This window comes from Micromonospora sp. NPDC049274 (genome assembly GCF_040678875.1).
In the GTDB taxonomy this organism is placed as follows: domain Bacteria; phylum Actinomycetota; class Actinomycetes; order Mycobacteriales; family Micromonosporaceae; genus Micromonospora.
In genome coordinates this window covers 246,110-269,268 of sequence record NZ_JBFAQS010000009.1, presented here as the reverse complement: position 1 = coordinate 269,268, position 23,159 = coordinate 246,110, and the positions used below count along the sequence as shown (strand labels likewise).

The 23,159-nt window shown below is 67.8% G+C and carries 28 protein-coding genes, 1 tRNA gene and 1 pseudogene; 28 read left to right on the top strand and 2 right to left on the bottom strand.

Annotated elements, in window-relative coordinates:
• Positions 1 to 365: 365 nt before the first annotated feature.
• From AB0K10_RS19510 to AB0K10_RS19500, 3 genes are all read left to right on the top strand, one after another.
• Entirely contained in the window at positions 366 to 731 is a 366-nt protein-coding gene (locus tag AB0K10_RS19510; protein ID WP_363685253.1) for an MmcQ/YjbR family DNA-binding protein, read from the top strand.
• Between the two features lie 88 nt (positions 732 to 819).
• On the top strand, positions 820 to 2,112 hold the full coding sequence (locus tag AB0K10_RS19505; protein WP_363685251.1) for a VWA domain-containing protein: 1,293 nt from the start codon (positions 820 to 822) through the stop codon (positions 2,110 to 2,112).
• On the top strand, positions 2,112 to 2,894 hold the full coding sequence (locus tag AB0K10_RS19500) for a peptidase (RefSeq protein ID WP_363685249.1): 783 nt from the start codon (positions 2,112 to 2,114) through the stop codon (positions 2,892 to 2,894). Before AB0K10_RS19505 ends, AB0K10_RS19500 begins: the two co-directional genes overlap by 1 nt.
• Positions 2,895 to 2,946: 52 nt before the next feature.
• On the opposite strand, the gene AB0K10_RS19495 is transcribed toward AB0K10_RS19500, so the two are convergent.
• Positions 2,947 to 3,216, bottom strand: a complete 270-nt coding sequence (locus AB0K10_RS19495; protein ID WP_007455349.1) for a hypothetical protein — start codon at positions 3,214 to 3,216, stop codon at positions 2,947 to 2,949.
• A gap of 185 nt (positions 3,217 to 3,401) precedes the next feature.
• Between AB0K10_RS19495 and AB0K10_RS19490 the strand changes: the two genes are divergently transcribed.
• The 25 genes and pseudogenes from AB0K10_RS19490 (at position 3,402) to AB0K10_RS19370 (ending at position 22,763) form a co-directional block, all read left to right on the top strand.
• The gene (locus AB0K10_RS19490; RefSeq protein ID WP_363685247.1) at positions 3,402 to 4,058 is read left to right on the top strand and encodes a 4'-phosphopantetheinyl transferase superfamily protein; all 657 of its coding nucleotides are present in this window, start codon (positions 3,402 to 3,404) and stop codon (positions 4,056 to 4,058) included.
• A 140-nt stretch (positions 4,059 to 4,198) separates the two neighbouring features.
• Positions 4,199 to 5,107: a hypothetical protein gene (locus tag AB0K10_RS19485; RefSeq protein WP_363685245.1), complete on the top strand. Its 909-nt coding sequence runs from the start codon at positions 4,199 to 4,201 to the stop codon at positions 5,105 to 5,107.
• Between the two features lie 197 nt (positions 5,108 to 5,304).
• Positions 5,305 to 6,003: a hypothetical protein gene (locus tag AB0K10_RS19480; RefSeq protein WP_363685243.1), complete on the top strand. Its 699-nt coding sequence runs from the start codon at positions 5,305 to 5,307 to the stop codon at positions 6,001 to 6,003.
• A gap of 630 nt (positions 6,004 to 6,633) precedes the next feature.
• Positions 6,634 to 7,221, top strand: a complete 588-nt coding sequence (locus tag AB0K10_RS19475; RefSeq protein ID WP_363685241.1) for a hypothetical protein — start codon at positions 6,634 to 6,636, stop codon at positions 7,219 to 7,221.
• Entirely contained in the window at positions 7,221 to 8,654 is a 1,434-nt protein-coding gene (locus tag AB0K10_RS19470; RefSeq protein ID WP_363685239.1) for a hypothetical protein, read from the top strand. Before AB0K10_RS19475 ends, AB0K10_RS19470 begins: the two co-directional genes overlap by 1 nt.
• Positions 8,655 to 9,008: 354 nt before the next feature.
• Positions 9,009 to 9,599 (top strand): hypothetical protein, encoded by a 591-nt coding sequence (locus AB0K10_RS19465; RefSeq protein WP_363685237.1) that lies wholly within the window; start codon positions 9,009 to 9,011, stop codon positions 9,597 to 9,599.
• A 324-nt stretch (positions 9,600 to 9,923) separates the two neighbouring features.
• Positions 9,924 to 10,880 (top strand): hypothetical protein, encoded by a 957-nt coding sequence (locus AB0K10_RS19460; RefSeq protein ID WP_363685235.1) that lies wholly within the window; start codon positions 9,924 to 9,926, stop codon positions 10,878 to 10,880.
• Positions 10,881 to 11,253: 373 nt separating this feature from the next.
• A complete protein-coding gene (locus AB0K10_RS19455; protein ID WP_363685233.1) occupies positions 11,254 to 11,571 on the top strand; it encodes an antibiotic biosynthesis monooxygenase in 318 nt (105 codons plus the stop codon).
• Positions 11,564 to 11,752, top strand: a pseudogene (locus AB0K10_RS19450) (helix-turn-helix transcriptional regulator); the annotation flags it as partial. The gene AB0K10_RS19455 and the pseudogene AB0K10_RS19450, both read left to right, overlap by 8 nt.
• Before the next feature lie 93 nt (positions 11,753 to 11,845).
• Positions 11,846 to 12,760: a hypothetical protein gene (locus AB0K10_RS19445; RefSeq protein WP_363685317.1), complete on the top strand. Its 915-nt coding sequence runs from the start codon at positions 11,846 to 11,848 to the stop codon at positions 12,758 to 12,760.
• 186 nt (positions 12,761 to 12,946) lie between these two features.
• A complete protein-coding gene (locus tag AB0K10_RS19440) occupies positions 12,947 to 13,279 on the top strand; it encodes a hypothetical protein (RefSeq protein WP_130406273.1) in 333 nt (110 codons plus the stop codon).
• A 122-nt stretch (positions 13,280 to 13,401) separates the two neighbouring features.
• Positions 13,402 to 14,337, top strand: a complete 936-nt coding sequence (locus AB0K10_RS19435; protein WP_363685231.1) for a hypothetical protein — start codon at positions 13,402 to 13,404, stop codon at positions 14,335 to 14,337.
• A gap of 14 nt (positions 14,338 to 14,351) precedes the next feature.
• Complete coding sequence (locus AB0K10_RS19430; RefSeq protein WP_363685229.1) at positions 14,352 to 14,522, top strand: hypothetical protein; 171 nt, start codon at positions 14,352 to 14,354, stop codon at positions 14,520 to 14,522.
• Positions 14,523 to 14,693: 171 nt separating this feature from the next.
• Positions 14,694 to 15,572, top strand: coding sequence for an FtsK/SpoIIIE domain-containing protein (locus tag AB0K10_RS19425; protein ID WP_363685227.1), 879 nt, complete (start codon positions 14,694 to 14,696; stop codon positions 15,570 to 15,572).
• On the top strand, positions 15,569 to 15,754 hold the full coding sequence (locus tag AB0K10_RS19420) for a hypothetical protein (RefSeq protein WP_363685225.1): 186 nt from the start codon (positions 15,569 to 15,571) through the stop codon (positions 15,752 to 15,754). The genes AB0K10_RS19425 and AB0K10_RS19420 overlap by 4 nt, the downstream gene beginning before the upstream one ends.
• 84 nt (positions 15,755 to 15,838) lie before the next feature.
• Positions 15,839 to 16,357 (top strand): hypothetical protein, encoded by a 519-nt coding sequence (locus tag AB0K10_RS19415; protein ID WP_363685223.1) that lies wholly within the window; start codon positions 15,839 to 15,841, stop codon positions 16,355 to 16,357.
• Positions 16,354 to 16,776, top strand: coding sequence for a hypothetical protein (locus AB0K10_RS19410; RefSeq protein WP_363685221.1), 423 nt, complete (start codon positions 16,354 to 16,356; stop codon positions 16,774 to 16,776). Before AB0K10_RS19415 ends, AB0K10_RS19410 begins: the two co-directional genes overlap by 4 nt.
• Positions 16,777 to 17,561: 785 nt before the next feature.
• Positions 17,562 to 17,909 carry an RRQRL motif-containing zinc-binding protein gene (locus AB0K10_RS19405; RefSeq protein WP_363685309.1) on the top strand — a complete coding sequence of 116 codons (348 nt, stop codon included), beginning with the start codon at positions 17,562 to 17,564 and terminating at the stop codon, positions 17,907 to 17,909.
• Positions 17,906 to 18,328, top strand: a complete 423-nt coding sequence (locus AB0K10_RS19400; RefSeq protein WP_363685219.1) for a DUF3307 domain-containing protein — start codon at positions 17,906 to 17,908, stop codon at positions 18,326 to 18,328. The genes AB0K10_RS19405 and AB0K10_RS19400 overlap by 4 nt, the downstream gene beginning before the upstream one ends.
• Before the next feature lie 14 nt (positions 18,329 to 18,342).
• Positions 18,343 to 18,552 (top strand): hypothetical protein, encoded by a 210-nt coding sequence (locus AB0K10_RS19395; protein ID WP_363685217.1) that lies wholly within the window; start codon positions 18,343 to 18,345, stop codon positions 18,550 to 18,552.
• Complete coding sequence (locus AB0K10_RS19390) at positions 18,549 to 19,439, top strand: DUF2637 domain-containing protein (RefSeq protein ID WP_363685215.1); 891 nt, start codon at positions 18,549 to 18,551, stop codon at positions 19,437 to 19,439. The genes AB0K10_RS19395 and AB0K10_RS19390 overlap by 4 nt, the downstream gene beginning before the upstream one ends.
• Positions 19,436 to 21,022, top strand: coding sequence for a replication initiator (locus AB0K10_RS19385; RefSeq protein ID WP_363685213.1), 1,587 nt, complete (start codon positions 19,436 to 19,438; stop codon positions 21,020 to 21,022). Before AB0K10_RS19390 ends, AB0K10_RS19385 begins: the two co-directional genes overlap by 4 nt.
• Before the next feature lie 88 nt (positions 21,023 to 21,110).
• Positions 21,111 to 21,314 carry a hypothetical protein gene (locus tag AB0K10_RS19380; RefSeq protein ID WP_363685211.1) on the top strand — a complete coding sequence of 68 codons (204 nt, stop codon included), beginning with the start codon at positions 21,111 to 21,113 and terminating at the stop codon, positions 21,312 to 21,314.
• Positions 21,311 to 21,505: a helix-turn-helix domain-containing protein gene (locus tag AB0K10_RS19375; protein WP_110564460.1), complete on the top strand. Its 195-nt coding sequence runs from the start codon at positions 21,311 to 21,313 to the stop codon at positions 21,503 to 21,505. The genes AB0K10_RS19380 and AB0K10_RS19375 overlap by 4 nt, the downstream gene beginning before the upstream one ends.
• A gap of 1 nt (position 21,506) precedes the next feature.
• Positions 21,507 to 22,763, top strand: a complete 1,257-nt coding sequence (locus tag AB0K10_RS19370; RefSeq protein ID WP_363685208.1) for a tyrosine-type recombinase/integrase — start codon at positions 21,507 to 21,509, stop codon at positions 22,761 to 22,763.
• A 62-nt stretch (positions 22,764 to 22,825) separates the two neighbouring features.
• On the opposite strand, the gene AB0K10_RS19365 is transcribed toward AB0K10_RS19370, so the two are convergent.
• A tRNA-Ala gene (locus tag AB0K10_RS19365) sits at positions 22,826 to 22,902 on the bottom strand.
• Positions 22,903 to 23,159: the final 257 nt, after the last annotated feature.

Genomic DNA, 23,159 nt, shown 5'->3' with positions numbered 1-23,159 from the left:
CGCGCCGCACAGCGCGACGGAAATCGGGCCCGCACGCGTCTCGCGTGCGGGCCCGACCTCTGACACAAAGACGCGCGCCCCGATCGCCTGCCACGGGGGAAGCGGGCGATTGGGGCGCGCATGAAGAGCTTAACCACCGCGCACCACCGGCACAACGGGTCAACTTGGGTCAGATTTCCGACGGATATCGGCCGGGCCGATACTTGCCATCAGGCAGTTGACCGAGGGTGACCTGGCGTGGACCCAGCGCCCCGAATTGGCCGGCTCGACACCGACGAGGGCCGCCGAGAGGACTGCCGGCCACGCGCCCCGACGCACTAGGCTCGCTGTGGTCGCGTCGCGATCGTGACGGGAGGTGGGGTGCCGTGGAGCTGCTGAAACGGGTCCGGACGATCTGCCTCGCGCTGCCCGAGGTGACCGAGCGCCCCAGCCACGGGTCACCGACCTGGTTCGTCCGGGACAAGAGCGTGTTCGTGACCCTGCACGCCGACGGGCACCACCAGAACGACTTTCCCCACCTGTGGTGCGCCGCGCCGACCGGCGCCCAGGCGGAGCTGACCGCCGCCGACCCGGCCCGCTTCTTCCGCCCGCCCTACGTCGGTGGCCGGGGTTGGCTCGGCGTACGGCTCGACGGCGACGTCGACTGGGCCGAGATCGACGAGTTGTGCCGGGACGCGTACCGGGAGATCGCGCCGAAGCGGCTGGTCGCACTGCTCGACGCCCCCGCCTGACCCGGCCGGTTCCGCGCGTCCCTGACCATCCCGGGACGACCAACCACCCCAGTGATCATCCAAAGTGGATCTCACTACACTGCGGGCCGTGATCAACTTCAGACGATCGGCGGCTGTCCTCCTCGGACTGCTGGCGACCACCGCGCTGACCGGGCCGGCCCCGGCGGCGGCCGACGAGGAGCAGGTGGCCGAGCCGCCCCGGGTCGAGCTGGTGCTCGACGTCAGCGGTTCGATGCGGGCCGCCGACATCGACGGGCGCAGCCGGATCTCGGTGGCCCAGCAGGCGTTCAACGACGTGGTGGACGCGCTGCCGGAAGAGACCCAACTCGGCATCCGGGTGCTCGGCGCGACCTACAAGGGCAAGGACAAGAAGGTCGGCTGCCAGGACACTCAGCAGATCGTGCCGGTCGGGCCGGTCGACCGCACCCGGGCCAAGGCGGCGGTCGCGACGCTCCGACCGACCGGGTTCACGCCGGTCGGGCTCGCGCTCCGCTCCGCCGCGCAGGACCTGGGCACCGGCGCCACCACCCGACGGATCGTGCTGATCACCGACGGGGAGGACACCTGCGCGCCGCCGGATCCGTGCCAGGTGGCCCGGGAACTGGCCGCGCAGGGCACCAGCCTGGTCGTCGACACGCTCGGCCTCGCTCCCGACGAGAAGGTACGCCGCCAACTGCTCTGCATCGCCGGGGCCACCGGAGGCACCTACACCGCCGCGCAGAGCGCCGACGAGCTGACCGGCCGGATCAAACAGCTCGTCGAGCGGGCCGGTGACACCCACACCCGGGCCCCGACCGTCATCGGCGGCGCGAACGCCTGTGACTCCGCGCCGCTGCTCGCCCCCGGCGTGTACGCCGACCGGGAGGCGTTCTCCGAGCACCGCTACTACCGGGTGCCCGTACGCCCCGGGCAGGAGCTGCGCGCGTCGGTGAGCATGTCGCTGGACCGGCCGGTGAACCGGGACTACGGGGTGCTGCTGCGGGCCACCGCCGCGGATGGCCGCGAACTGGTGCGCGGCGCGGACGCCGGCAGCGGCCGGGCCGACGTGCTCTCCGCAGGTCTGCGCTGGTCGGCCACCGCCGACGACGAGGACGCCGACGACGAGAACGCGACCGCCGAGACCTCGACTCCCGTCGTCGAGCCCACCACCGTCTGCCTGGTGGTGAGCAACTCGTTCGCCGCACGCCCGGGCACCGCGGCGACGCCCGGCATGCCTGTGGAGCTGACCATCGACGTGGTCGCCGCCGCCGGGGCCCCGGACGGGCCCGACCTCGGCCGGGGCTGGGTGCTGCTCGCCCTGCTCACCGTGGCCGGCCTGCTCACCGGCCTGATCGCCGGCCTGCTCACCCGCTGGTGGGTCGCCACCTGGAGGGAGAACTGATGCGTACCGCACTGTTCCGGTCACTGGCGGCGCTGCTCGCCGCCGGTGGGGCCGCGCTGCTGCCCGGGGCTGCCGTGGCCGCTCCCACCCCGTCTCCGGGCGCCACGCCGGTGACCCGGGCCGGCACCTCCTTCCTCACCGCCACCCCGATCACGGCCGGCCAACCGGTGCGGGTGGACGCCTCGATCGGCGACCACCTCTACTGGTCGTTCCCGGCAACCGCCGGCCAGGTGCACGAGATCAGCGCCACCGTCACCTTCCCGAAGGCACGCGGCGGCGCCTCCACCTGGACCGTGGACGTGTTCGACGGGCTGCGCCGACGGCAGGCGTGCACCGCCGGGGCGCAGACCCCGACGGTGGACGGCAAGGCGTCGACCGTGACGTTGGGCTGCACACTGCGCGAGGTACGCCCCTGGGCGGAGCCGTGGTCGGCCGACCCGCTGCCCGGCACGTACGTCGTCCGGCTCTCCGTCACCGACCTGCCCGAGCCGGATCTGGGCGCGCCCGTCGACGTGGACCTGCTGGTCGGCGTCCTCGCGGACCGGGGCACCTCGGCCGACGACGGCGCGCTGGCCGCGCCACTGGTGCCGAACACCAAGGCGGGGACGGTGCTCAACGCCGTACCGACGCCCGACCCGGAGGCCGACGACGAGGGCGACTCGCCGGCGGACTGGCTGCCGGATCTCGGCTCGCGATGGATCTGGACCGGCATCGGCGGCGTGCTCGCCGCGGTGGCCGGGGTGGTCGGCTTCGCGCTGACCCGGCGGCCCCGCCGGGCCTGAGCCCGTCCGGCACCCGGTGGCCCCGCCCACGTCGGGCGGGGCCACGGTGGGCTCAGCGGCGTCGCGCGCCGCGGGGCAGCCAGCCGATGAACCGGTCCTGGAGCGACATCACCGGCGCCGCTCGCAGGTCCTCGGCGGCGGCGGCGAGACACGAGCCCAGGTAGACGCTGAGCATCGCCCGGTCACCCCCGTACTCCGCCAGCAGTCGGGTGCGCTTCGTCGCGCACGGCCACTCGTCGCCGCAGGAGCCGCAGCTCCAGCCCGGGGTCGTCGGTGCGTGGTCGTCGGCCCGACCCCTCGGCCGTTCGGCGCCATCGCTCATCGCAGGTCCTCTCCAGATGTCCACGGGACTGGCCAGCTATCGATGGTGGTCCCCCCGGAGCCATCCTGGAGGGCGCGACACGTCCCTCCGGTGTTACATCTTTGCGGTACCTTCTCCCGTCGTGGAAGTCGGAAATCTGACTGTCGAGCGAATGCCTCCGCGCTACCCGACGGTAGGCGGCGGACGTGCGTGACCTCCTGCCGCCGACGGTCGCCGTGGCCGTCGCCGAGACCCACGACTGGACCGGCGAACTCCTCGCCGCCGAACAGGCCTGTCTCGGCGAACGGGCGGTGGAGACCCGTCGCCGGGACTTCACCGCCGGCCGGGTCTGCGCCCGTCGGGCGATGGCCGACCTCGGCCTGCCGGCGGTGGCCGTGCCGGCCGCCGCCGACCGCGCGCCCATCTGGCCCGTGGGGGTGGTCGGCGCCATCACCCACACCACCGACTACTGCGCCGCCGCGGCGGCACGCACCACCGATCTGCGATCGGTAGGCATGGACGCCGAACGGCACCGCGAGATCAATGCGGGGGTACGCCGACTCGTGTTGCTGCCCGAGGAGGAGGAGAGCTGCGCGCGGCTACCCGCCGGGATCTTCTGGCCCGTCGTGCTGTTCAGCGCCAAGGAGACCGTCTACAAGGTCTGGCACCCGGTCGTGGGGAGCTGGCTGGACTTCCACGACGCCCACCTCACGCTGGACCCGGACGCCGGCACGTTCACGGCCCGGATCGCACCGGCGCGGGTGGACGCGGCCGAGGCCACCGATCCCCCGAGCACGATCACCGGCCGGTTCGTGGTCGCCGACGGCCTGGTCCGCACCGCCGCCGTCCTCACCCTGCGCTGACCCCCGCACCGTCCATGCTGGCCAGTACGCGGCTACTCCACGGGCACTGGGACATGAGCCGGCGCGGCGACCGGCCGTTCGGCGACGCACGGTAGCGTCGGCGGGTTCCCGACCACACGTACGAGGCGCCAAGGAGTACGGTGACCCACCCCCACCCCCAGCCCCCCGCCGAGCCGCAGGACCCCCAGCAGCCGAGTCCGGAGCCGCCGACGCAGCCGTTCCCAGCGACACCGCAGCCGCAGCAGTCCGCCGCCGACCCGACGGTTCCGCAGGCGCCGGTGCCACCCAACCCGTGGTCGGCGGCGGCGAACCCGCCGCAGCCGCCGTTCTCGGGCGGCGCGTACCCGCAGGCCGGTGGCGCGTACCCGCAGGCCGCTGGCGCGTACCCGCCACCCGGCGGCCCGGGCTACCCGCTCAAGGCGCCGCCGCCCGTGCCGACGAAGAACTCCAACAGGACAGTGGTGGCCATCGCGGTGACCGCGGCCGTGCTCACCCTGCTCTGCTGCGCGGGCGGCATCGTGGCGGTGGTCATCGGCGCGAACCACGTCGCGGACGAGGTGCCCGAGGCGCTGCCCACCCCGGCGGTGACCCGTGGTGTCGGGCAGCCGCCGGCCACCGCCGCGCCGTCGCCCCGCGCGTCGGCCGCCAGCGACACCCGGAACATGTCCGCCGGGGACACCCTCGTCATCGACGACAACGGCGGCACCGTCGAGATCACCGTGACGAAGTTCAGCACCGCCACCAAGCCCTGCACGTCGTACGGCCTCAAACCCGACGAGGGCATGTACGTGATCGCCGACGTGACGGTGACGGTCACCAAGGGCACCGGCTCGGCGAACCCGTTCTACTTTCAGTGGGTCGCCGCCGACGGCACCGAGACCAATGCGATAGCCGGCATCTTGTCCGGCTGCGGCAAACCGATGCCGGCCGCCAACGACCTGACCGTGGGCACCAAGCGAACCGGCAGCGTCGTGTTCGACGTGCCCGACGCCTCGGGCGTCCTGGAGTACCAGCACGAGTTCGCCACCGCCGGCTCCTGGAAGCCGTGACGTGCCGTCGAGCCGGCCACCACGACGCCCTTGGCGTTGACGTCCGTCATGGCGGGCAGCTCCTGGTCGCACCCCGTGAAGGAGCCGTCGCGGAGGTCCCACCGCACCGTGACCGGGCTGGTGCCGCCCAGGTCGGCCTGGCGTTGGCCGGAGCGCCTCTCTTGCCCGGGGCGTACGGTGGCCGGAGGATGGGGTTGGTGAGCACCGACCGGCCGCCCTCCGAGCCTTCGCTGGATTACCACCTGGTCCTGCCCGCACCTGGTAGTCCTGCGGTGGAAGGCATCCTCGTCGAGGAGTTCACCAGGCACGCCGACTTCACCACGACGGGCCTGCACAGCGCGGGTTGGATGCCGGGCACCGGTTGGTGCAGTGCCGCCTCGCTGAGTCGCGGCCTACGGACCGACCCGGACGTACTCGCCCGGGTTGTTCCCACCGCACGAGTCGACGCGGCGAGCGCCTACCGCCGCCTCGGGGGTGGGGATCTGCCCTCCGAGGCGGCCCTTCGGACGTACTTCCGTGATCATCAACCGATCGCGACCGCCCCGCCACTGCGGCTCGGTCCGACACAGCCCCCGGCGGGCTTCCAGGAACGACGCGTCTACCGCGTCCACTTCGCCAAGGACCTCCGCGCGGATCAGGTCGCGGCCCTCCGAACGACCTGGCGGGCGACTGACGACGGCACGGCCGGATCCGCCGCCGGTGGCCACCGGGACAGAGGCGGCGACCAGTTCACCTGGAACCTGCGACGAGTCGGCCACTCCCTCGGCTGGGGCCTCGACGTGACGGTCCTGCTGAGAACCGGCACCGCCGAGGCGGTGCGCCCGACGCTTACCGATCTGACGAACCTGCTGCGACAGCACGGGCTGATCGCCGTGACGACCGAGCGGTTCGCCTAGGGCCGGTGCACATCCGCGTCGCCGCGCTTGCCTTCAAGATCGGAAAGGCCGTCTCCGACTCGCGGAAACGGCCTTTGACCTGGGGTGGAGCTGAGGGGATTTGAACCCCTTACACCTTCTGCGGGCGGAGATCATCCCGAGTCGGGCACTTCGGCGGCGCGACCTGCGCAACTGTCGCCAAGCCCTTCCGACGGTTGACACAGCTTGCCGGTCGCGGTTGTGCCGGATCTGTGCCCGATGATCTCCGCCCACCCTGGCCGCGCCCTCTAGCCATCCCGTCGGCCTTCGTCCGCACACTGTGGAGTGGGTGGGGCCTGCCTGGTCAAGGTGGAGCACACCACCGTTTGAACGACCTTGACCAGGCAGGCCCTGCCCACTCGGCTTCGCCCGGACGAAGGTTGCCGGGATGGCGCCAACCATCCCAGAGTGCCCGAGCGCCCCGCCGGAGGTGTGCTTCTTCATTCGAGGATGGGTGCAGTCGTACGGCAAGGCATCCAAGCGTCTCCGCGCCGCCACGCTCTGTACAAGCGTTCGAATCATGGCCTACGCTTAATTGTGTCCCCGGCAACCCAGACGCGCACACGCCCGCCACCCTGGCCAGAGTCAACTGTGATCTATAGGCTACGGAACGTGTCGGGTGAACAGATGCACGCCAAGGGGGCTGACGGTGCGCGCCGAGCCAAGATCTACCTGGAGGCGACCACCCGCGCCAACGTCTACTGGGTCAATCCCGCCGACCGCGCGGTTCCGAAGCTGACCTTCCCCTGGTTGAGCGGGGGCAACTTTTCCTTCGACATGGGCGGCGTCTTGCTCGGGGGCGACCTCGAAGGTCAAGAGTTCTTGGCGGAATCAAAGAACTACGCCTCAGCGCAAGACCAGGGAACCCACTATCTCAAGTTCGTCGCCCAGTGCTACCGGGCCTTCACTCTCCGGCCCGAGCGGTGCGACAACTTCGTGTGGATCGCATGGTCTCCCTTCTTGGTGACTCGGTGGGACGAGCTGCAGACCCCAGCCTTCGTGCGAGAAGGCGTACTAGAGCATCGAGGCCGCGTGCTGGGCGAAGCAGACCCCGATCGCGCCCGCGAGCTCGTAGACGACGACACCACCAAGGCTGTCGCGGACAGGCTGCGGATGATGTTCTTAAGTAGCTGGCACGAGAAACTCACGCCGCTACGCCCCGACCTGTTCAACCTGTTGAACTTCGAGAGGGGGTTGTGATGGCTGACGGGAAATTCTCGGCGCGTATTGAAAACGCACTTGCTATCGAAGAGCCCTGGAATAGCGCGAGGGCCGTCAAGGAGATAGTGGCAGCGGAGTTTCACACCCTCGATCCGCGTGTCGAAATCAAGTTTACGGAATACTTCAACCATACTTTTGCACCTGACTTGGTACTGCGGTGGCCAGGGGCGAGTGGCAGCCATGAGCGCTATGTCTACCTCAAGTACAACAGTGAAATAGAGTTTCTGCTCGACGACCTGAGGATGGTCGAGAACAACCGCCCGATCCTGCTTGGGCTTGAAGCCCAGAATTGGCGCGACCCGGAGAGCGCTAAAGAACTTGCTCTCGCCTCCAAAGAGTCGGATACCCTCGTCACCGACCCCGCCGGCGTGGAAACGCTTGCCGAACAAAGTAACAACAAGTTTTTTAGGTTAGTAGGTTCAGCATTCGCACAAGGTGGGCGAGGGCTGGTAAATGAACGCATTGCTCGCTTGGCGACCATGTCGCTGCAGGCGGGGCTGCAGGGTGCGCGTGCAGTTGAGCAGCAGCCCACCGCAGTTGCAGCCATGCTTGTCCAAGAGTTACTACGAAGCGAGTACGCCGGGCGGATTGTGCGGTTGCTGCAGGCCATCTGGGTTGGTTCGGGCGGGCGTCTGGAGGAATTCCCGGGAGATCGTTCGCTAGACGAATACATCCCCGACGACGCCCTGCAGTTCCTGCTAGAGATGGAAGTCATCGACGACAAGTTCTTTTGGGATCGAGTAGGTCAGCGTGTCACCGTCGCTCAACTCAATCGCCTAAAACTGCCGGATGGCTCGCCCAACCTTGAACTCCTCATGCTTGTGAGTAGGCACCGGCTCTGGGCGCGGGCGTGTCGTGTTCGCTCTGAGCAACCTGTTCTCTCTGATGAGGTTCGAGACAAGCCGTACTGGGTGATCGACCGCCACTTGGCACTTAAGTGGCCGAGGTTCGTTGCTTATCTGGCTGCAACAGTCGACCAACTAGAAGATGTGCCCGAAAATCGACACGACGGTCTGCGGTTCCTCGAACTAACGCAGCGAGCTAGCGGCATGATAATCAGCGACTTGGAATGGAGTAGCGATGGCAGGATTCTTCGTTACTCGTCCGAGGACCACGAAGATGTCGCTCACGATCCAGCCGTTTGGGAGTTCGAGCGTGGACTGGGCGCCTACGCTCTAATTCGCAGAGCAGGAATAACCCTTCCTAGCCGTAAGCAACTTTATGCGGACTTCATGACAAACACAGTTGGCGGCAAGGGCGGCACCAAGCTCGTTCTGTCCGAACTACTGCCGCCTAGTTTACAGTTGTTGCGTGATCTGACGAATGAGGAAAATGAACAGCTAGTCGAGCAGTCGAGCGCGCCCGACTACGAGGCGGACGAGCAGCCGCCGACCTTGTTCGACTTGGACTAGCGCCATCTCGGCCCAGCCGTCCACGTATCGAAGCCCCGGCCCACCTATTACTTGCGGTCGGGGCTTCGTCGTGTGCCGCGTCGCCGCGGGCTGCAACCGACGCGCTGGCGGCCGAAGGCCAGAGGCGCGACGGCGGGCCGGTTGGCCCGGCCCAGGTTCGGCGACGCGAGCGGCCGGCAGCGCCGGCCGCCTTGATCTCGTACAGAAATTCATCACACTGGCATCGATCACCTACGTGTCCCGTCACGGCTGATGCTTGACACTCGCGTCCCACCTGATGCTTGCCAAGATCGAAGCCGGCGAGGTGGCAGGTAGCCTGCCGGTGTCGTCTCAATGGCTTGGCGTGAGGACCGGATGATCTCTGAGTACCAGCAACAGTTGCGGGAGCGGTTCGTGGCGGCCCCCCTGATGCCGGCACCTGCGCCGTGGCGACCGTTGCCTGGCCCGTACTCCTCCATCTCTGTAGGCGGGCTGTTTGGCGTCGGATTCGCCTCTCATCCGGTGAGCGGTGATGACCTCCTCATGGTCGTATCGAGCCAAGGCCGTGGTTTGCTCGATGCCTCCACCGGGGCAAAGATCGCCCGGGACCGCGATCCCGACCGGGAACTGTGTGAACCGTCCGGCGCCGATTTGTCCTGCCCGGGCCTGGGGCCACTGGCCGATGTGCAGGTACGCATCGCCGGCCTCTTCGGCGGTGGACTCCACAGCACCACCGAAGACGGCTGGACCCTCGACGTCGTCGCACCCGAGTGGCCGAACCATCGAGTGCTGCTGTCCACGGACGGCGGCCTGCACAGCGGTCCGCCCGGCGGGACCTGGTGGCACATCCTCCACTCGAACTACTCGGAACTGCGGGCCGTTGGCTTCTCCCCCTCGGGCCGCACGCTGGTCATCGCAACCAGCAGCGACGTCACCCTGATGACTCGTCCCGACCACGGCCAATAGCCGAGCCTGCCGACGCCGGGGCATCTCGCCGTCCCTGTCCTAATGTCTAGGCTGTCAAGCATCAGGTGGGACGGATCTGTCAAGCATGTGGTGGGACTAGACACATCGATCACCTACGGATCTTTGCCGCCGGGCTAGTGCCGAGGATGCTCCTCGCATGATGCCGCTAGATGCGCTGCCTTTGCTTTGCATACGCAGACGGCCCTTAACGGCTGAGGGAAACGGTGGGAGAATCTACGCATGTCCCGAGACCAAGCCGCAGCCATACACTCCCCGGTCACCACCCACCCCACTCCCCCTGGCGGAGGTGCAGAGTCACAACTCGTGAGGTCGGCTGCCGGGTGGATAAGGGAGGCGATGAACGCCTGGACGGCGGACGACTATGGAAAGGTAGCCGTTCTCGCACCACTCGCGGTCGAGCACCTAGGGAAGGCTGCCCTATGGCAGAAGAACCCTGTTCTTGTCGTGCCCCTAGCCCCCGAGCACGAAGCCTCCCTTCTCAGCCTCGCAACCCAGCCCGATCTCGCGTCTCCGAAGCTCCGAACGATTGGTCTGTCGATCGTCCTTCGCCGTCTAGACCAGCTACTTGGGGGCGGCCTCCCGGTCGAGGGCAAGCGGCGAACTCGCATGGTGGAGGTCCGGAATGGCGCGATGCATGTTGGCTTGCCAGCGGAATCCAGGAACGTCCTGACCGATTGTCTGACTGTCTGTGACGCTCTGCTTGGGTATTTGGGAGAGGACGCCAGCGCATTCTACGGTGACCATCGCGCTAACGTGCTCACGCTCCTCGACGAAAAGCGCACGGAGATAGGGCATCGAGTCGCAGCTAAGCTCGCTAGGGCACGTCGCCGTCTAACAGAACTTGAAGAGCGGCTTGGTGAAGAGATGTTCAAGGAGACCACGAGTCGCCTTGAAGGATTAGCAGCGGATGTGCTGGTAGGAGAAGATTTCGGTGATGGGCTGTGGGGGGTCGATGCGGTTTGCCCTGAGTGCGGCTCGGGAGGCAAGCTGTTTGGCCATGTCGATGGGGAGTACGAAGTCGACTATGACGTGGAGCCGCTAGGCAACGGCCAGTACGATTCCTTCATCGTCGGCGGGTGGGCGTTGCAACTCTCTCCGCAAACCTTCGCTTGCAACGTATGCAAGCTGACCCTCCATGGCCCTGAAGAGCTGGCCGAGGGAAAGTTGCCAGCGTCTAGACATGAAATCCATCTGAGCGATTTGAGTGACGACTTCGATCCGGAATACTTCGCGGAGTCGCAGTACGGAATTCAGGACTGACCGGGCGCAGATTTGCAGTGGGAGCCAGCTAGGCCCGAGTGATGGTCTCTAGGCTGCGGCTAGTTCGGCCCGGTCCCGTCGCGGCACCGCAGCGGCTCCAGCCTCAGCCGTCAGGACCATCGAGCGCCGCAGGAGTTGAGCCATGTGGCCTACCGCAGCTACCGGATGCCCCGAAGCCGGCAGGTTCGTGCGCCGTGAGCCATCGCTAAAGCCTGTCAGTAGGTGCCGCCCGAACCGCCACGCAGCGAGACCAACTGGTCACCGACTAGCCCGTGGAGCCCGATCCGTAATAGAATACGGGCGGCCGTACCAGAGTACGGCTATAGTTACGTACGCAAGCCGTAACTCTCGGTTGAGCAGGAAGGGTGGCTGAATGTTCGCATTGGTAGTGCGCTTCGATCTGAAAGACGACGAGAGCGCGAAAGCGTTTGACGCGCTTGTCGCAGAGACAGGGATTGAGATCCGCGCACGCGAACCAGGGACGCTGATTTATGCGACGCACTCTGTCGAGGGGGAACCTCTTGCCCGAGTCTTTTACGAGTGCTACGCGAACCGAGAAGCATTCGAGGCGCACGAAGTGCAACCTCACGTGATCCGATTCCACAAGGAGCGCGAACCGTACACGCAGGATGCGCGGGTTGAGTTTCTAACGGTCGGACCTAGCAAGGGCCTCGGTTCACTGAATGCCTGACAGCAACGAGCAAGGCCGACTTATAGCTACGCGACGGCAAAAGCGCGGACTCTCTCAGCGTGAGTTCGCCGAGATGATCGGCCGGTCTGAGGCTTGGCTTTCCCAGGTCGAGCGCGGGGTACGCTCGATCGATCGTGTTTCCATCTTGGAGCGGATTGCGGGTGCGCTCGGCATCCCAATGGCCGAACTAGCTCCGGGCACTGCGGATCCGGAGAGCGCCGAGGTTCCTTCGGCGGCTGCCGCCCTACGCTCGGTGCTAAGTACCAGCTACCTCATGGCAGCGATCCTGGGCAGGGACCGAGAGCTTCCCCTGCCGCAGACGGCCGAGCGAGCCGATCTGTGCTGGACATACGCGCATGCCGCCCGTTACGAGGACCTGGCCGAGCTGCTGCGGGGCCTCCTGCCGGATCTGGAGAGAGCAACACGATCCGCCAGAGGTGAGGCGCGAAAGACGTACCTCACCGAGCTAGCGTCCGCATACCACGCCATCTCAGCCGCACTGTCGAAGCTTGGCCAGCATGAAGCGGCCTGGGTCGCAACCGATCGGGCGTTGCTCGTTGCCGAGCAGGTCGGAGACCCGCTATTGGTCGCCGCTGGAACGTTCCGCCTCGCCTTGGTGTTTCAGGGCGGACGGCAATTCGAGCAGGTTATAAGCGCTGCATCGTCGTCTGCGGCAGCGCTTGAGTCCGAGGTATCGGCGGACAAGCCGGAGACCGTGTCGCTGTTTGGCGCGCTGAATCTGCAACTGGCTGTGGCCTCTGCGCGGCTGGGAGACGACCAAAGGGCTCACGAGTATCTTGGAGTAGCGCGAGAGGCAGCTCATCTCCTAGGGGGCGACCGCAACGATTACGAGACCGAGTTTGGCCCCACGAACGTCCAACTACACGAGGTCGCGGTGGCAGTCGAACTCGGCGACGCCGGGTCTGCGCTCCGGACGGCGGAGCGGATCGACCCGTCCGTCCTATCGTCTGAGCGGCAGGCTCGGCTCCTCATGTACGTGGCACAAGCCTGGACTCAGCGCCGCAGGGTCTCCGAGGCGGTCGATGCGCTTGAGCAGGCCGAGGCGCTAACCCCGGAGCAGGTCAAGGGACACCCGGTGGTCGAGACGATGGTTTCCGACCTTCTACGGATGGAGCCCACCCCTTCTGACCGACTGGCAACCTTGGCACGGCGCGTAGGAGTGGCCTAGCTACCGTCACACGTTCCGAGCTGCACCGAAGGGCGTCCCACAGCGGGGCGCCCTTCTTCATACCAAGATTCCGATCGATGATCCGTATTCAAGTACTAGACACGTACTTTTGTACGGGCTAGGCTGATCCCATCGAACACGGGCAATCGCTCAAGGTGAGCGGGCCCTAGTTGAAGGGAGTCAGTCATGGGACGTCTGCTGCTGGACACCTCGCGGGTGTCGTACGAGGTCGCGGTGAACCCGGTTCCGAAGCTGGACCAGACGGGTCAGCAGAAGTTCGACCGGGAGACGAAGCAGCCGATGTGGGCGGTGCAGCTCTACGCCCTGTCGGAGGGGAGCGCTGAGGTCATCAACGTGACGGTGGTCAGCCCGGTGATGCCGGCGGTGGCTGTTCGTCAGCCGGTGGTGCCGATGGACCTGGAGGCGCTGCCCTGGGTCAACGACCGGGACGGCAAGGTCCGCTCCGGTGTCGCGTTCCGGGCGTCGGCGCTAACCGCGATGGAGACCGCCGCCGTCTAGCGGCCGGGGTTCCTGTTCGGCTCCACAAGAGATGAAGAGGTGGACACGGGGTCGCCGTTGATTGGCGTCGTCTGCGACCCCGCGTCCTGTCCAACAAGGTCCCTAGGTAGGGAGGACTTGTCGTGTCCAAGTCTAGCCAGAGGTCCCCGTTCGGGTGGTCGAACCGTGGGGGCAACAACGTCACTGTCATCGAAGCGCCGGTTGCCCGCTCGTACCGTCGTCGGGCCACTATCGCGTTCTGGGTCACCCTCGGTGTGGTCGGCCTCCTGGCCGCCACGGTGGCCTCTGAGTACATGCACCCGATCCTGGGTGGACTGCTCGGCATCGTCCTCGGCGCGGTGCTCGGCGCGGTGGTGTTCGCGCTGATCGTGGCGTGGCCCGTGCTGCGCGTCTTCTGGCACTGGCTGCCGGAGATCCTGCTGGGCCTGGCCGGCGTCTACGGCTGGACCACGGTGATGCAGTCGACCCCGCTGTGGGGCTCGCTGCTCATCGTCGCCCTGGTCGTCGGCGTCCCCGCCGTGATCGCACCTGTGCGCCGTCGGGTGATGGCCTGGATCTGGTGCCTGATCGTGCGGCACCGGCTGCGGTTGTGCTTCGCGGCGTTCATCGCCACCAACCGGCACGGCTCGCTGCCGCTGATCCTGCTCGCCAAGCCGACCCCGGCCGGTGAACGGGTCTGGGTGTGGCTGCGCCCTGGCCTGTCGCTGCGGGATCTGGAGCAGGACGGGCAGGTGCAGAAGCTCGCAGTGGCGTGCTGGGCCAACGAGGTCCGCGTCATGCGCGCCGGCCGCAAGTACGCCGCGTTTATCCGGCTGGACATCACCCGCCGCGAACCCCTGGCGCACACCGTTGTGTCGCCGCTGCCGGACTACGTCCCCACGGACATCCCGGCCAACGCCCCCACCTCACCGGGCATGCCGCCCGTCGGCCTGGACCTGCCCGACGTGCCGGACCAGCCGGCCGCCGCATCAACCGATGCGCCCCGCCAGCGCAAGCCGCGCAACAACACCACCAACACCGCGAGCCCGAACGGGTTCGACCCCTCCGACTACGCGTGAAAGGACTCACCGTCATGGGTCTGGTTATCGGCCGCTCCGGCGGCGTCACCTCCGGAAACTCCCGCCTCTGGTGCCCTGCCTGCGGCAACGAGCACAACTGGCGCGACATCACCGACGACGGCCGCCGACTAACCGCGACCTGCGGAGACTGCGGCAACACCGTCCGCATCACTCACCGACGCTGATCAACCTGCCGATCGGGCCACCCACCCCCGGGTGACGCCATTAGCACCCCGAACGGCTGACGACATCTAGGGACGGCGCGGGAACGGACCCTCACGGGCCACACCACCCGCGCCCTTCCCTCCCCCACCCGCTTTGACACGTACGTGTCAACCGACCCCGGGAGCCCTGCCATGGACCTCACGGACACCATCGAACTGCCCCCGCAGCCAGACGCGCCGCAGACGGTGCCGGTCGGCGCGGGCCTGTCCATCTTCGACCCGGTCTTCCTCGGCATCGACGAGTTCGGCCACCCGGCCTACCTGCCGATGATCTACCGCAACATCCTCATCGGCGGTGAACCCGGCGCGGGCAAGTCCAGCCTGTTGAACACCATCGTCGGACACGCCGCTTTGTGCCCCGACGTCCGGTTGTGCCTGCTCGACGGCAAGCAGGTCGAGCTGGGTTTGTGGAAGGACGCCGCCGACGTGTTCGTCGGCCCCGACATGGACCACGCCATTCGCACCCTGCGCCGCGTCCAGACGGTCATGGACAACCGGTACTCGTTCCTGCTGGCCCGGCGTCGCCGGAAGATCGGCCCGAACGACCTGTTCGGTCAGATCCTCGTGGCCTGCGACGAGATCGCCTACTTCTCCGCCACCGCCGGAGACAAGAAGGACCAGGACCTGTTCGCCGCGCTGCTGCGCGACATCGTCGCCCGTGGCCGCGCCGTCGGCATCATCGTCGCCGCCGCGACTCAGCGCCCGTCCTCGGACATCATCCCGCCGTCACTGCGGGACCTGTTCGCCTGGCGGTTCGCCGGCCGCTGCACCAACGACGTGTCCTCGGACATCGTGCTCGGGCACGGCTGGTATGCCCGCGGCTTCTCGTCCAACAGCATCGACCCGAACAACCAGGGCGAGGGCTACCTCATCGCCGAAGGCGGCACCCCCAACCGCGTGAAGGCCGCCTACATGACCGACGCCGACATCATCCGCGTCGCCGACTACGCCACCTGGACCCGCCGCCGCAGCGGCCTTGCCGCCCCCGCCGACCTGCGGACAGCGGCATGAGCACCACGACCGCTGTCCCGACCCGCGTCTTGGACCTCGTGCTCATCGGCACCGGCGAGGACATCGCCGCACTGACCGCCATCGCCCGACACGCGGGCGCCCTCGTCTTCCGCTCCGCACCCGCTCTTGTCAGCGACGGCAGGCAACGGGTGATTCTCCGGCTCCACCTGCACCACCGATAGAAGCGGCCGACAGACCGGCCAAGGCCCTGGAAAAGCTGCCCGGTCTGCCGACCCAACCACCGCCCACGAAAGGACGTGGCCGCCATGAACCCTACCCAAAAACCGATCCACACCCCCGCCGCGCTGGCCGACCTGACCCCGGCCGACACCCTGCGCTGCGCCGCCCGCTACCTCGAAATCCGAGGCTGGACCCAGGGCACCTACTACGCCTCGACCGAGGACAACCCCTACCCGCCGGCCTGCGTGTCCGGCGCAATCGGCATGGCCGCACACGGCCACCGCGTGTCGATCCCTCACCACTGCATGACGCGCGGCGGAGCCCGCGACTACACCCACGCGATCGACGCCCTGGCCGCCTACCTCGACTTCAACCAGCCCCAGCCACGGCCCACCGAGGACGACGACGCCACCTGCCCACTGGCCTGGAACGACCGCCCCGGGCAGACCGCCGAGCAGGTCATCTCCACCCTGCGCGACGCGGCGGACGAGTGGGACTGGACCCACGCCACCGAGGACGACCTCGAAACCTACGCCGAGAACGAGTACAGCCAGGAACGGCTGCCGACCCGCGCCGGGTTCCTCGTCTGGCGGGCCACCCGATGAGCACCGTCGCTGCTCTGCCGATCGGCAACGTTCACGCGGTCCTCGACCGCGCCGGTCTCTACCTGGGCCGCTACGGCTGGACCCCCACCGGCCTTTACGACGCCCATGACGCCTGCCCCGCCACGTGCGCCTGTCACCGCACCGGCACCTACCCGGCGTCGATCCTCGGCGCGATTCGGGTCGCCGTGTTCGGCCGCCCCCGCTGGTACCTGACCGGCATCACCGACGCCGACCAGCACGCCTACAGCGCCGCCGTCGAGTGGTTCAACACCTACCTCATCGCCATCGGCCACGCCGGCCTTCACGCCCCGGTCTTCGACTGGGAAACCCTGCCCGGCCGCAAACCGGCCGACGTCATCGAGGCGCTGTGCGCCGCCGCCATCGCCTACCGCAAGCACACCATCCGGAGGGCCGCATGAGCACCGCCGCCCAGATCACCGACGTGACACGTACGTGTCAAAACGACATCTCCACCGCCGCACTCGTCGGCGCGCTTGAAGCCGCCTGGTCCGCGATCCGCGACCAGCACACCGAAGTTCCGGCCGCCGTTCTCGTGGTCGGCTCCGGTTCACCCACCAAGCCGAACCAGGGCATGAAGTGGGGCCACTTCGCCGCCCTGCGCTGGCAAGCCGGCGACACCCAACTCCCCGAAATCCTCATCTCCGGTGAGGGACTGTCCCGCGACCCGGAAGCCGTGTTCACCACGCTCCTGCACGAAGCAACCCACGCCCTCGCCGACGTGCGAGGCATCCAGGACACCTCCCGGCAGGGCCGCTGGCACAACAAGAAGTTCGCCACCCTCGCGGCCGAACTGGGCCTGGCAACGACCAAGGACGACAAGCTCGGCTACTCGCCCTGCACCCTGACCGACCTCACCCGCGCCCGCTACAAGGCCACCATCGCCGGCCTCTCCGTAGCGCTGCGCTTCTACCGCCACCCCGAACCCACGGGCGAGGGCAAGACCCGCACGAACAACAACAACGGCGTCTCGTGCGAATGCGAGTGCCCCCGCAAGCTGCGCATCTCCAAAGCCGCCTTCGACGAAGGCCCGATCGTCTGCGCCGTGTGCTCGGCCGCGTTCCTGCCCGAGGACATCGACCGCGACACCTACGAAAACCCCACCTTCGCCACCGGCAGTGCTCCTGCCGGCGACGACCACGACCAGGACCAGGACCAGGACGACGCCGACGACTCGGAGGACCCGATGGTGTTCTACGACCCGACCGGCGAGCGCTACGGCCTGCCGACCTACCCCTTCAAGTTCGCCCCCGACGGGCTCCTGACCCGCCGGCAACTGCGCACCCGCAACCTGCGCCCCGGCGGCCAAGACCCCGCCGCGCAAATCATGTGGCGTCGCGGCAAGCGCGTCGCCTACCTGTTCCGCCTCGAACTGGCGATGCCCAAGCGCACCGCCACCCCCGCCCAGTTGGCGGCCATCGACAAGGCGCTCACCGCGCGGCGCACCTGCCCCGACTGCGGCCAGGTGAAGCCCTACTACATCCCCCGCCGAACCGGCTCCTGCCTGGACTGCACCCCGGAGGTAACCCGATGAACCCCGCACTCGTCTTCGCGGTCATCACCGCCGTCCTGATCCCGGCGCACCAACTCGCCGACCACATCGTGCAAACCGACGCCGACGCCTCGCACAAAGCCGAGCCCGGCTGGGCTGGCTGGCGTCACCTTCTGATCCACGTGACCACCTACCACCTCACGGTCGCGGCCATGCTCGCCGTCACCGTCACCCTGCTCGACCTGCCGGTGTCCGCCCTCGGACTCACCGCCGGCCTGGCCTTCTCGGCCATCACCCACGCGCTCCTGGACCGCCGCTGGACGGTCCGCCTCATCCTGCACGCCACCGGCTCCGCCGCCTTCGCCGACCGACAGACCCCGGTCTGCGGCATGTACCTCGCCGACCAATCCCTGCACTACGCCTGCCTCTGGGTCTCCGCCCTCCTCATCGCCTGCCTCTGAAAGGGGACACCGTCATGTACCGCTACATGCTCACCTTCTCCCACACCGCCGCCAACGGCAGCACTGACTTCACCGCGCTGGAATACCCCACCGCCCGGCCGATCAGCTCGGTCGAGGACATCCAGCTCATCACCACTCACCTGCACGCCCAGGGCTACACCCAGCCCTTCGTCATGGCCTTCTCCCTGTTCACCCCCGCCCCCATCTCGCAGGCGGCATCATGATGACCTCCAAGAACGGCCGCGTCTACGCCTACATCGGCGCACTGTCCGGCGGCACTGTCTCCGTCGCCGCGAACATCGCTCACTCGTTCATCGCCCCGACCGACGCCCCGGCCGATTGGTCGCCGGAGCCCGGCGCGGTCATCTCCGCGATTGTCTGGCCACTGTTCCTGTTCATCGCCATCGAGATCCTTGCCCGCACGCTCTGGCCGACCGGCTGGGGATGGAACGTGCTGCGCTGGGTCGGGCTTCCGCCCGTCGCCCTGGTCGCCGCGTTCGTGTCCTACCGGCACCTGTCCGGACTACTCGATCACTACAACGAGGAAACTCTCGTCGTCTGGTTCGGTCCCCTCGCCGTGGATGGCCTGATGCTCATGGCCACCGCCGCGCTACTCGCCACCGGAAACCGCAAAACCCGGCCCACCGAAACTGTCCCGGCACCTGCGCCGGCCACCCTCGCCGAGGCGTCGTCACCTGACATCCCCGCCTCGCCGACGGTCCGCCCGGTCGCCGCGACCCCGGCCACCAACCCCGCACCCGAGAACACGCAACCTGTCCACGAACCCATCACCCTGCCTACCTCTGGCGAGGACATCGACACCCCGACGACTGTCGAGCCCACCCCGGACACCACCGACAAGGACCCGACCCCGGCACCCGCCGCGCCTGCGGTAGCCACCGCTGGCCCCGCGCCTGCATTGCTATCCGGAGCCCGGATCGTCGCCAGCGCCCACGAGAAGGCCCACGGTGAGCAGATCACCCCCGGCCAGCTTGCTGTGCGACTGCGCGTCCCCACCGCCACGGCCGCCGACATCCTGACAGCCCTCAACACCCAACCGAGCATCAACGACAAGGCACACAACGGCACCGCCGTGGGAGCCACCGCGTGACGTCCTCGACGTTGCCTCTCGCGCCCGAAACCACCACGGTTTCGGGCACGGGAGCCTCCGCTGAGTCCGCCGATTACTGGCCCTGGGCCGCACCCACCACCACCCGCCGACACGATGACGGCTGGGTACGCGGCCACGACCCCCGCACCGTCGCCTCCGGGCGTGCCCGCGCCCAGGACCCCGACTACCCCGAATGGCTCGGCCACGTTCGCGCCGCGTCGGCCTGTAAGCACCCGATCCGGCTCGCTGGGCAGATCCACGTCAACGACGCCGACGGCAACCGCATGGCCACCGTCGACACCGAGGACATGCCCGACGGCGCGATCTACACCCCCTGCGGCAACCGCCGCGCCGCCGTCTGCCCGTCCTGCGCCGAGCTGTACCGCCGCGACACCTACCACCTGATCAAAGCCGGCCTACAAGGCGACCGGTGGGGACTACCCCCGCTCAACGAGCACATCGCCATCTTCCTCACCGCGACCGCCCCATCCTTCGGGCCAGTGCACCACCGGGTCGTGAAGGTGCACTCCGCGGACTGCCGCAAGAAAGACGGCTGCACCTGCCGGCCCTCCGTGTGCCACCCGTTCGGCCGCACCTGCCGCCACGGTGTCGAGCTGCGCTGCGGCCAGCGACACAAGGCCACAGACACCCACCTCGGTCAGCCGCTGTGCCTGGACTGCTACGACCACACCGGCCAAGTCGTCTGGAACCACGAAGCACCCGAGCTGTGGCGCCGCACCATCCAACAAGCCGACCGGGAACTACGCCGCCTCGGCCGCACCCACGGTGTCGACCTGCGCCGCCGCTACATCAAGGTCTACGAATTCCAGGTACGCGGCGTCATCCACTACCACGCCCTCATCCGCCTCGACGGCTACAACCCCGACTGCCCTGAGGCGATCGTCCCGCCGCCGGCCGTCGTCACCCGGCAGATGTTCGCCGATGCCGTGGAAGCCGCCTTCCTCAAGACGGCCTACACCTCTGCGCCGCACCCCGCCAACGGTGGGCAGGGCTGGCACATCGCCTGGGGCGACAAGGGCCTGGACCTCAAGCACGTCAACGCCCCCGGCACTGACGTCAACCTCGCCCAGATCACCGGCTACATCGCCAAGTACGTCACCAAGAGCACCGAGGTGACCGGCTTGAGCCTGCGCCGCGTCGACGACCTCTCCGTTCAGATCCACGGCGACCAGGCAACGCACCTCGGCCGGCTCATCCGCGCGTGCTGGGACCTCGGCGAGCACCCCGACTACGCCCGGCTTCGCCGCTGGGCACACCAGTTCGGCTACGGCGGACACATCGCCACCAAGAGCCGAGCCTTCTCCGTCACCCTCGGCTTCCTGCGCATGCAGCGCACCATCTGGCGACGCACCGAAGGCCATCCGCACACCTGGGACGACGAACAGACCGAACGGGTCATCTACGAACTCGGATACCAGGCCACCGGCTGGATCACCACCGGAGACGCCCTGCTCGCCAACACCGCCGCCGCCATGGCCCGCGCCCAACACCTCGCCGGCATCGACGCCCTGGCCGACGAACAGGTCACCCATCACAGCACCGCCCAACCCCTGGCCGCTTGACACGTACGTGTCAACGCCTGTGAAGCCGTTCCTTGACAACTCCACAGCGCACGCAACACCCCAACCAACCGACCCCGGAAGGAGCGCCATGCCCACACGCCCCCGCCCCCTGGTCGCGGTCCGACTCATCGGCCCGACCACCACCGTCAAAGCCCACGCCGTCACCATCGCGGCCCAACTCACCGCCCACTACGGCCGCGAACGGGTCATCTGCCGCACCAGCACCCGACCCGCCGGCTACAGCGGCGAAAGCCGCACCTACATCACCATCACCCGGAAGGAGCCACGATGACCGCACCCACCCCCCTGCCGTTGCCGGACCTCTGGTCCATCAGCGACACAGCCGCCTTCCTGCGCATTCCCGTCGGCACCCTCTACCAATGGCGGCACCGCCGCACCGGCCCCCGCGCTTTCAAGGTCGGCCGCCACCTGCGCTACGACCCGGCCGACGTCCGGGCCTGGCTGGAAGACCAGGCGGCCTGACATGGCAATCGATGACCTCTGGTATCTGACCAAGCGTGGCCCCAACAAGGAGCGCTTGAAGTCGAAGCGCTACGGGCGCGGTAAACGGTGGCGCTGCCGGTACGTCGACCGCAACGGCGAAACCCGGGAACGTCTCTTCGACCGCAAGGCCGACGCGGAAGACTGGGACGCCAAGGCCCGAGCCGGGATCGCCGAGGAAACCAGGATCGACCAGGGAGAGCGCCGGCTGACATTCCAGGACTACGGCGAACGATGGCGACTGTCTCGCCAGATCAGTCAGGCCCTCGACTACCAGCGGCACACCGAATCCCGGCTCCGCCACCACCACTACCCGCACTTCGGCGACCGGGCCATCCGCGCGATCACGGTTACCGACGTCCTGGAGTGGGTCGCCACGCTGCTGCGGAACAACGTCGCCCAATCATCGGTGAAGACGTACTTCGACCTGTTGAACAACATCATGAACTCGGCCGTCGCCGACAAGGTGATCCCCGACAACCCCTGCAAGTCGATCCGGCTGCTCGCGATCCTGCGGGGCTTCTCCCGCGCACCGAAGTGGGTACCGACCGATGATGACGTGCTCGCCCTGGTCGACGTGGTGCCCGACGAGTATCAGGCGGCCATTTGGGCCGGTGCGGGTGAGGGACTGCGACTCGGGGAAGTCCTCGGCCTGGAGGACAGCACTCGGTGCATCGACCCGGAGCGTCAGGAACTGCACGTCGTTCAGCAACTGCGGTTTCACAAGGTCGCCTACGGTGGCTTCTACCTCGCCCCGCCGAAGGCAGGCTCAATCGGCGATGTCGACCTGGACGACCACGTAGCCGCCGTCTTCGCCCAGCACGTCCGCGCGTACCCGCCCGCTCTGGTCGAGCTGCCCGACATCACGGCCGGCACCCCCGACCCGGGTAGGGAGCCCAAGCGTCGGATGGTGCCGCTGCTGTTCACCGACGACCAGGGGCGGCCGATCCATGACCAACGGTGGTCGCAGATGTGGCGGACCTGGCGCGACGCGGCCGGCTGGCCCGATGAGGGCACCTTCCACTCCCTGCGGCACTACTTCGCCACCCGCCTGATCACCTCGGGTGCCGATCCCACCGACGTGCAGAACGCGCTTCGGCACTCCAGCCTGCGGATCACGCTGGAAACCTACGTCCACTGGTGGCCAAAGAAGGATCGCCGCCGCAACATCATCAGCGGCGCGCTGCGCGACGCGAGCGCCAAACGAAAACGGGGCCCGAAGGCCCCGAGTTCTCGCTGATTTGTGCCGGATCTATGCCCGCCGATCTTGGTCGGCGGGTTTCCCCAGGTAAACCGTCGTGCTGGTGGAGCTGAGGGGATTTGAACCCCTGACCCCCTCGATGCGAACGAGGTGCGCTACCAGTCTGCGCCACAGCCCCCCACCGGCGAACCGGCTTCGGTCCCACCCGGCTTACACCGGGCGGGCCGGCAGCAAGGCTAACAGGTCGCTGGCCTCCACCGCGAATCCGCCCCCGGTGCGGCGCCGGCGCCAGCACAAAGATCGACTCGACTTCCAGGAAACCGGGGCATCCCGGACGCCCCGACACCGCCATTTCCAGGAAGTCGAGTCGATCAAGCGGGCCGACGATCACGGCGGGTCGTCGATCACGGCGGGTCGTCCATCACGGTGGGTCGT

Bases quoted from the DNA above. Each gene is read 5' to 3' on its own strand.
- AB0K10_RS19445 (WP_363685317.1), top strand. From the start codon at position 11,846: ATGGCAGCGATCCTGGGCAGGGACCGAGAGCTTCCCCTGCCGCAGACG.
- AB0K10_RS19420 (WP_363685225.1), top strand. From the start codon at position 15,569: ATGAGCACCACGACCGCTGTCCCGACCCGCGTCTTGGACCTCGTGCTC.
- AB0K10_RS19380 (WP_363685211.1), top strand. From the start codon at position 21,111: ATGCCCACACGCCCCCGCCCCCTGGTCGCGGTCCGACTCATCGGCCCG.
- AB0K10_RS19455 (WP_363685233.1), top strand. From the start codon at position 11,254: ATGTTCGCATTGGTAGTGCGCTTCGATCTGAAAGACGACGAGAGCGCG.
- AB0K10_RS19500 (WP_363685249.1), top strand. From the start codon at position 2,112: ATGCGTACCGCACTGTTCCGGTCACTGGCGGCGCTGCTCGCCGCCGGT.
- AB0K10_RS19440 (WP_130406273.1), top strand. From the start codon at position 12,947: ATGGGACGTCTGCTGCTGGACACCTCGCGGGTGTCGTACGAGGTCGCG.
- AB0K10_RS19495 (WP_007455349.1), bottom strand. From the start codon at position 3,216: ATGAGCGATGGCGCCGAACGGCCGAGGGGTCGGGCCGACGACCACGCA.
- AB0K10_RS19430 (WP_363685229.1), top strand. From the start codon at position 14,352: ATGGGTCTGGTTATCGGCCGCTCCGGCGGCGTCACCTCCGGAAACTCC.
- AB0K10_RS19465 (WP_363685237.1), top strand. From the start codon at position 9,009: ATGATCTCTGAGTACCAGCAACAGTTGCGGGAGCGGTTCGTGGCGGCC.
- AB0K10_RS19425 (WP_363685227.1), top strand. From the start codon at position 14,694: ATGGACCTCACGGACACCATCGAACTGCCCCCGCAGCCAGACGCGCCG.
- AB0K10_RS19405 (WP_363685309.1), top strand. From the start codon at position 17,562: ATGGTGTTCTACGACCCGACCGGCGAGCGCTACGGCCTGCCGACCTAC.
- AB0K10_RS19470 (WP_363685239.1), top strand. From the start codon at position 7,221: ATGGCTGACGGGAAATTCTCGGCGCGTATTGAAAACGCACTTGCTATC.
- AB0K10_RS19400 (WP_363685219.1), top strand. From the start codon at position 17,906: ATGAACCCCGCACTCGTCTTCGCGGTCATCACCGCCGTCCTGATCCCG.
- AB0K10_RS19395 (WP_363685217.1), top strand. From the start codon at position 18,343: ATGTACCGCTACATGCTCACCTTCTCCCACACCGCCGCCAACGGCAGC.
- AB0K10_RS19370 (WP_363685208.1), top strand. From the start codon at position 21,507: ATGGCAATCGATGACCTCTGGTATCTGACCAAGCGTGGCCCCAACAAG.
- AB0K10_RS19410 (WP_363685221.1), top strand. From the start codon at position 16,354: ATGAGCACCGTCGCTGCTCTGCCGATCGGCAACGTTCACGCGGTCCTC.
- AB0K10_RS19375 (WP_110564460.1), top strand. From the start codon at position 21,311: ATGACCGCACCCACCCCCCTGCCGTTGCCGGACCTCTGGTCCATCAGC.
- AB0K10_RS19415 (WP_363685223.1), top strand. From the start codon at position 15,839: ATGAACCCTACCCAAAAACCGATCCACACCCCCGCCGCGCTGGCCGAC.
- AB0K10_RS19390 (WP_363685215.1), top strand. From the start codon at position 18,549: ATGATGACCTCCAAGAACGGCCGCGTCTACGCCTACATCGGCGCACTG.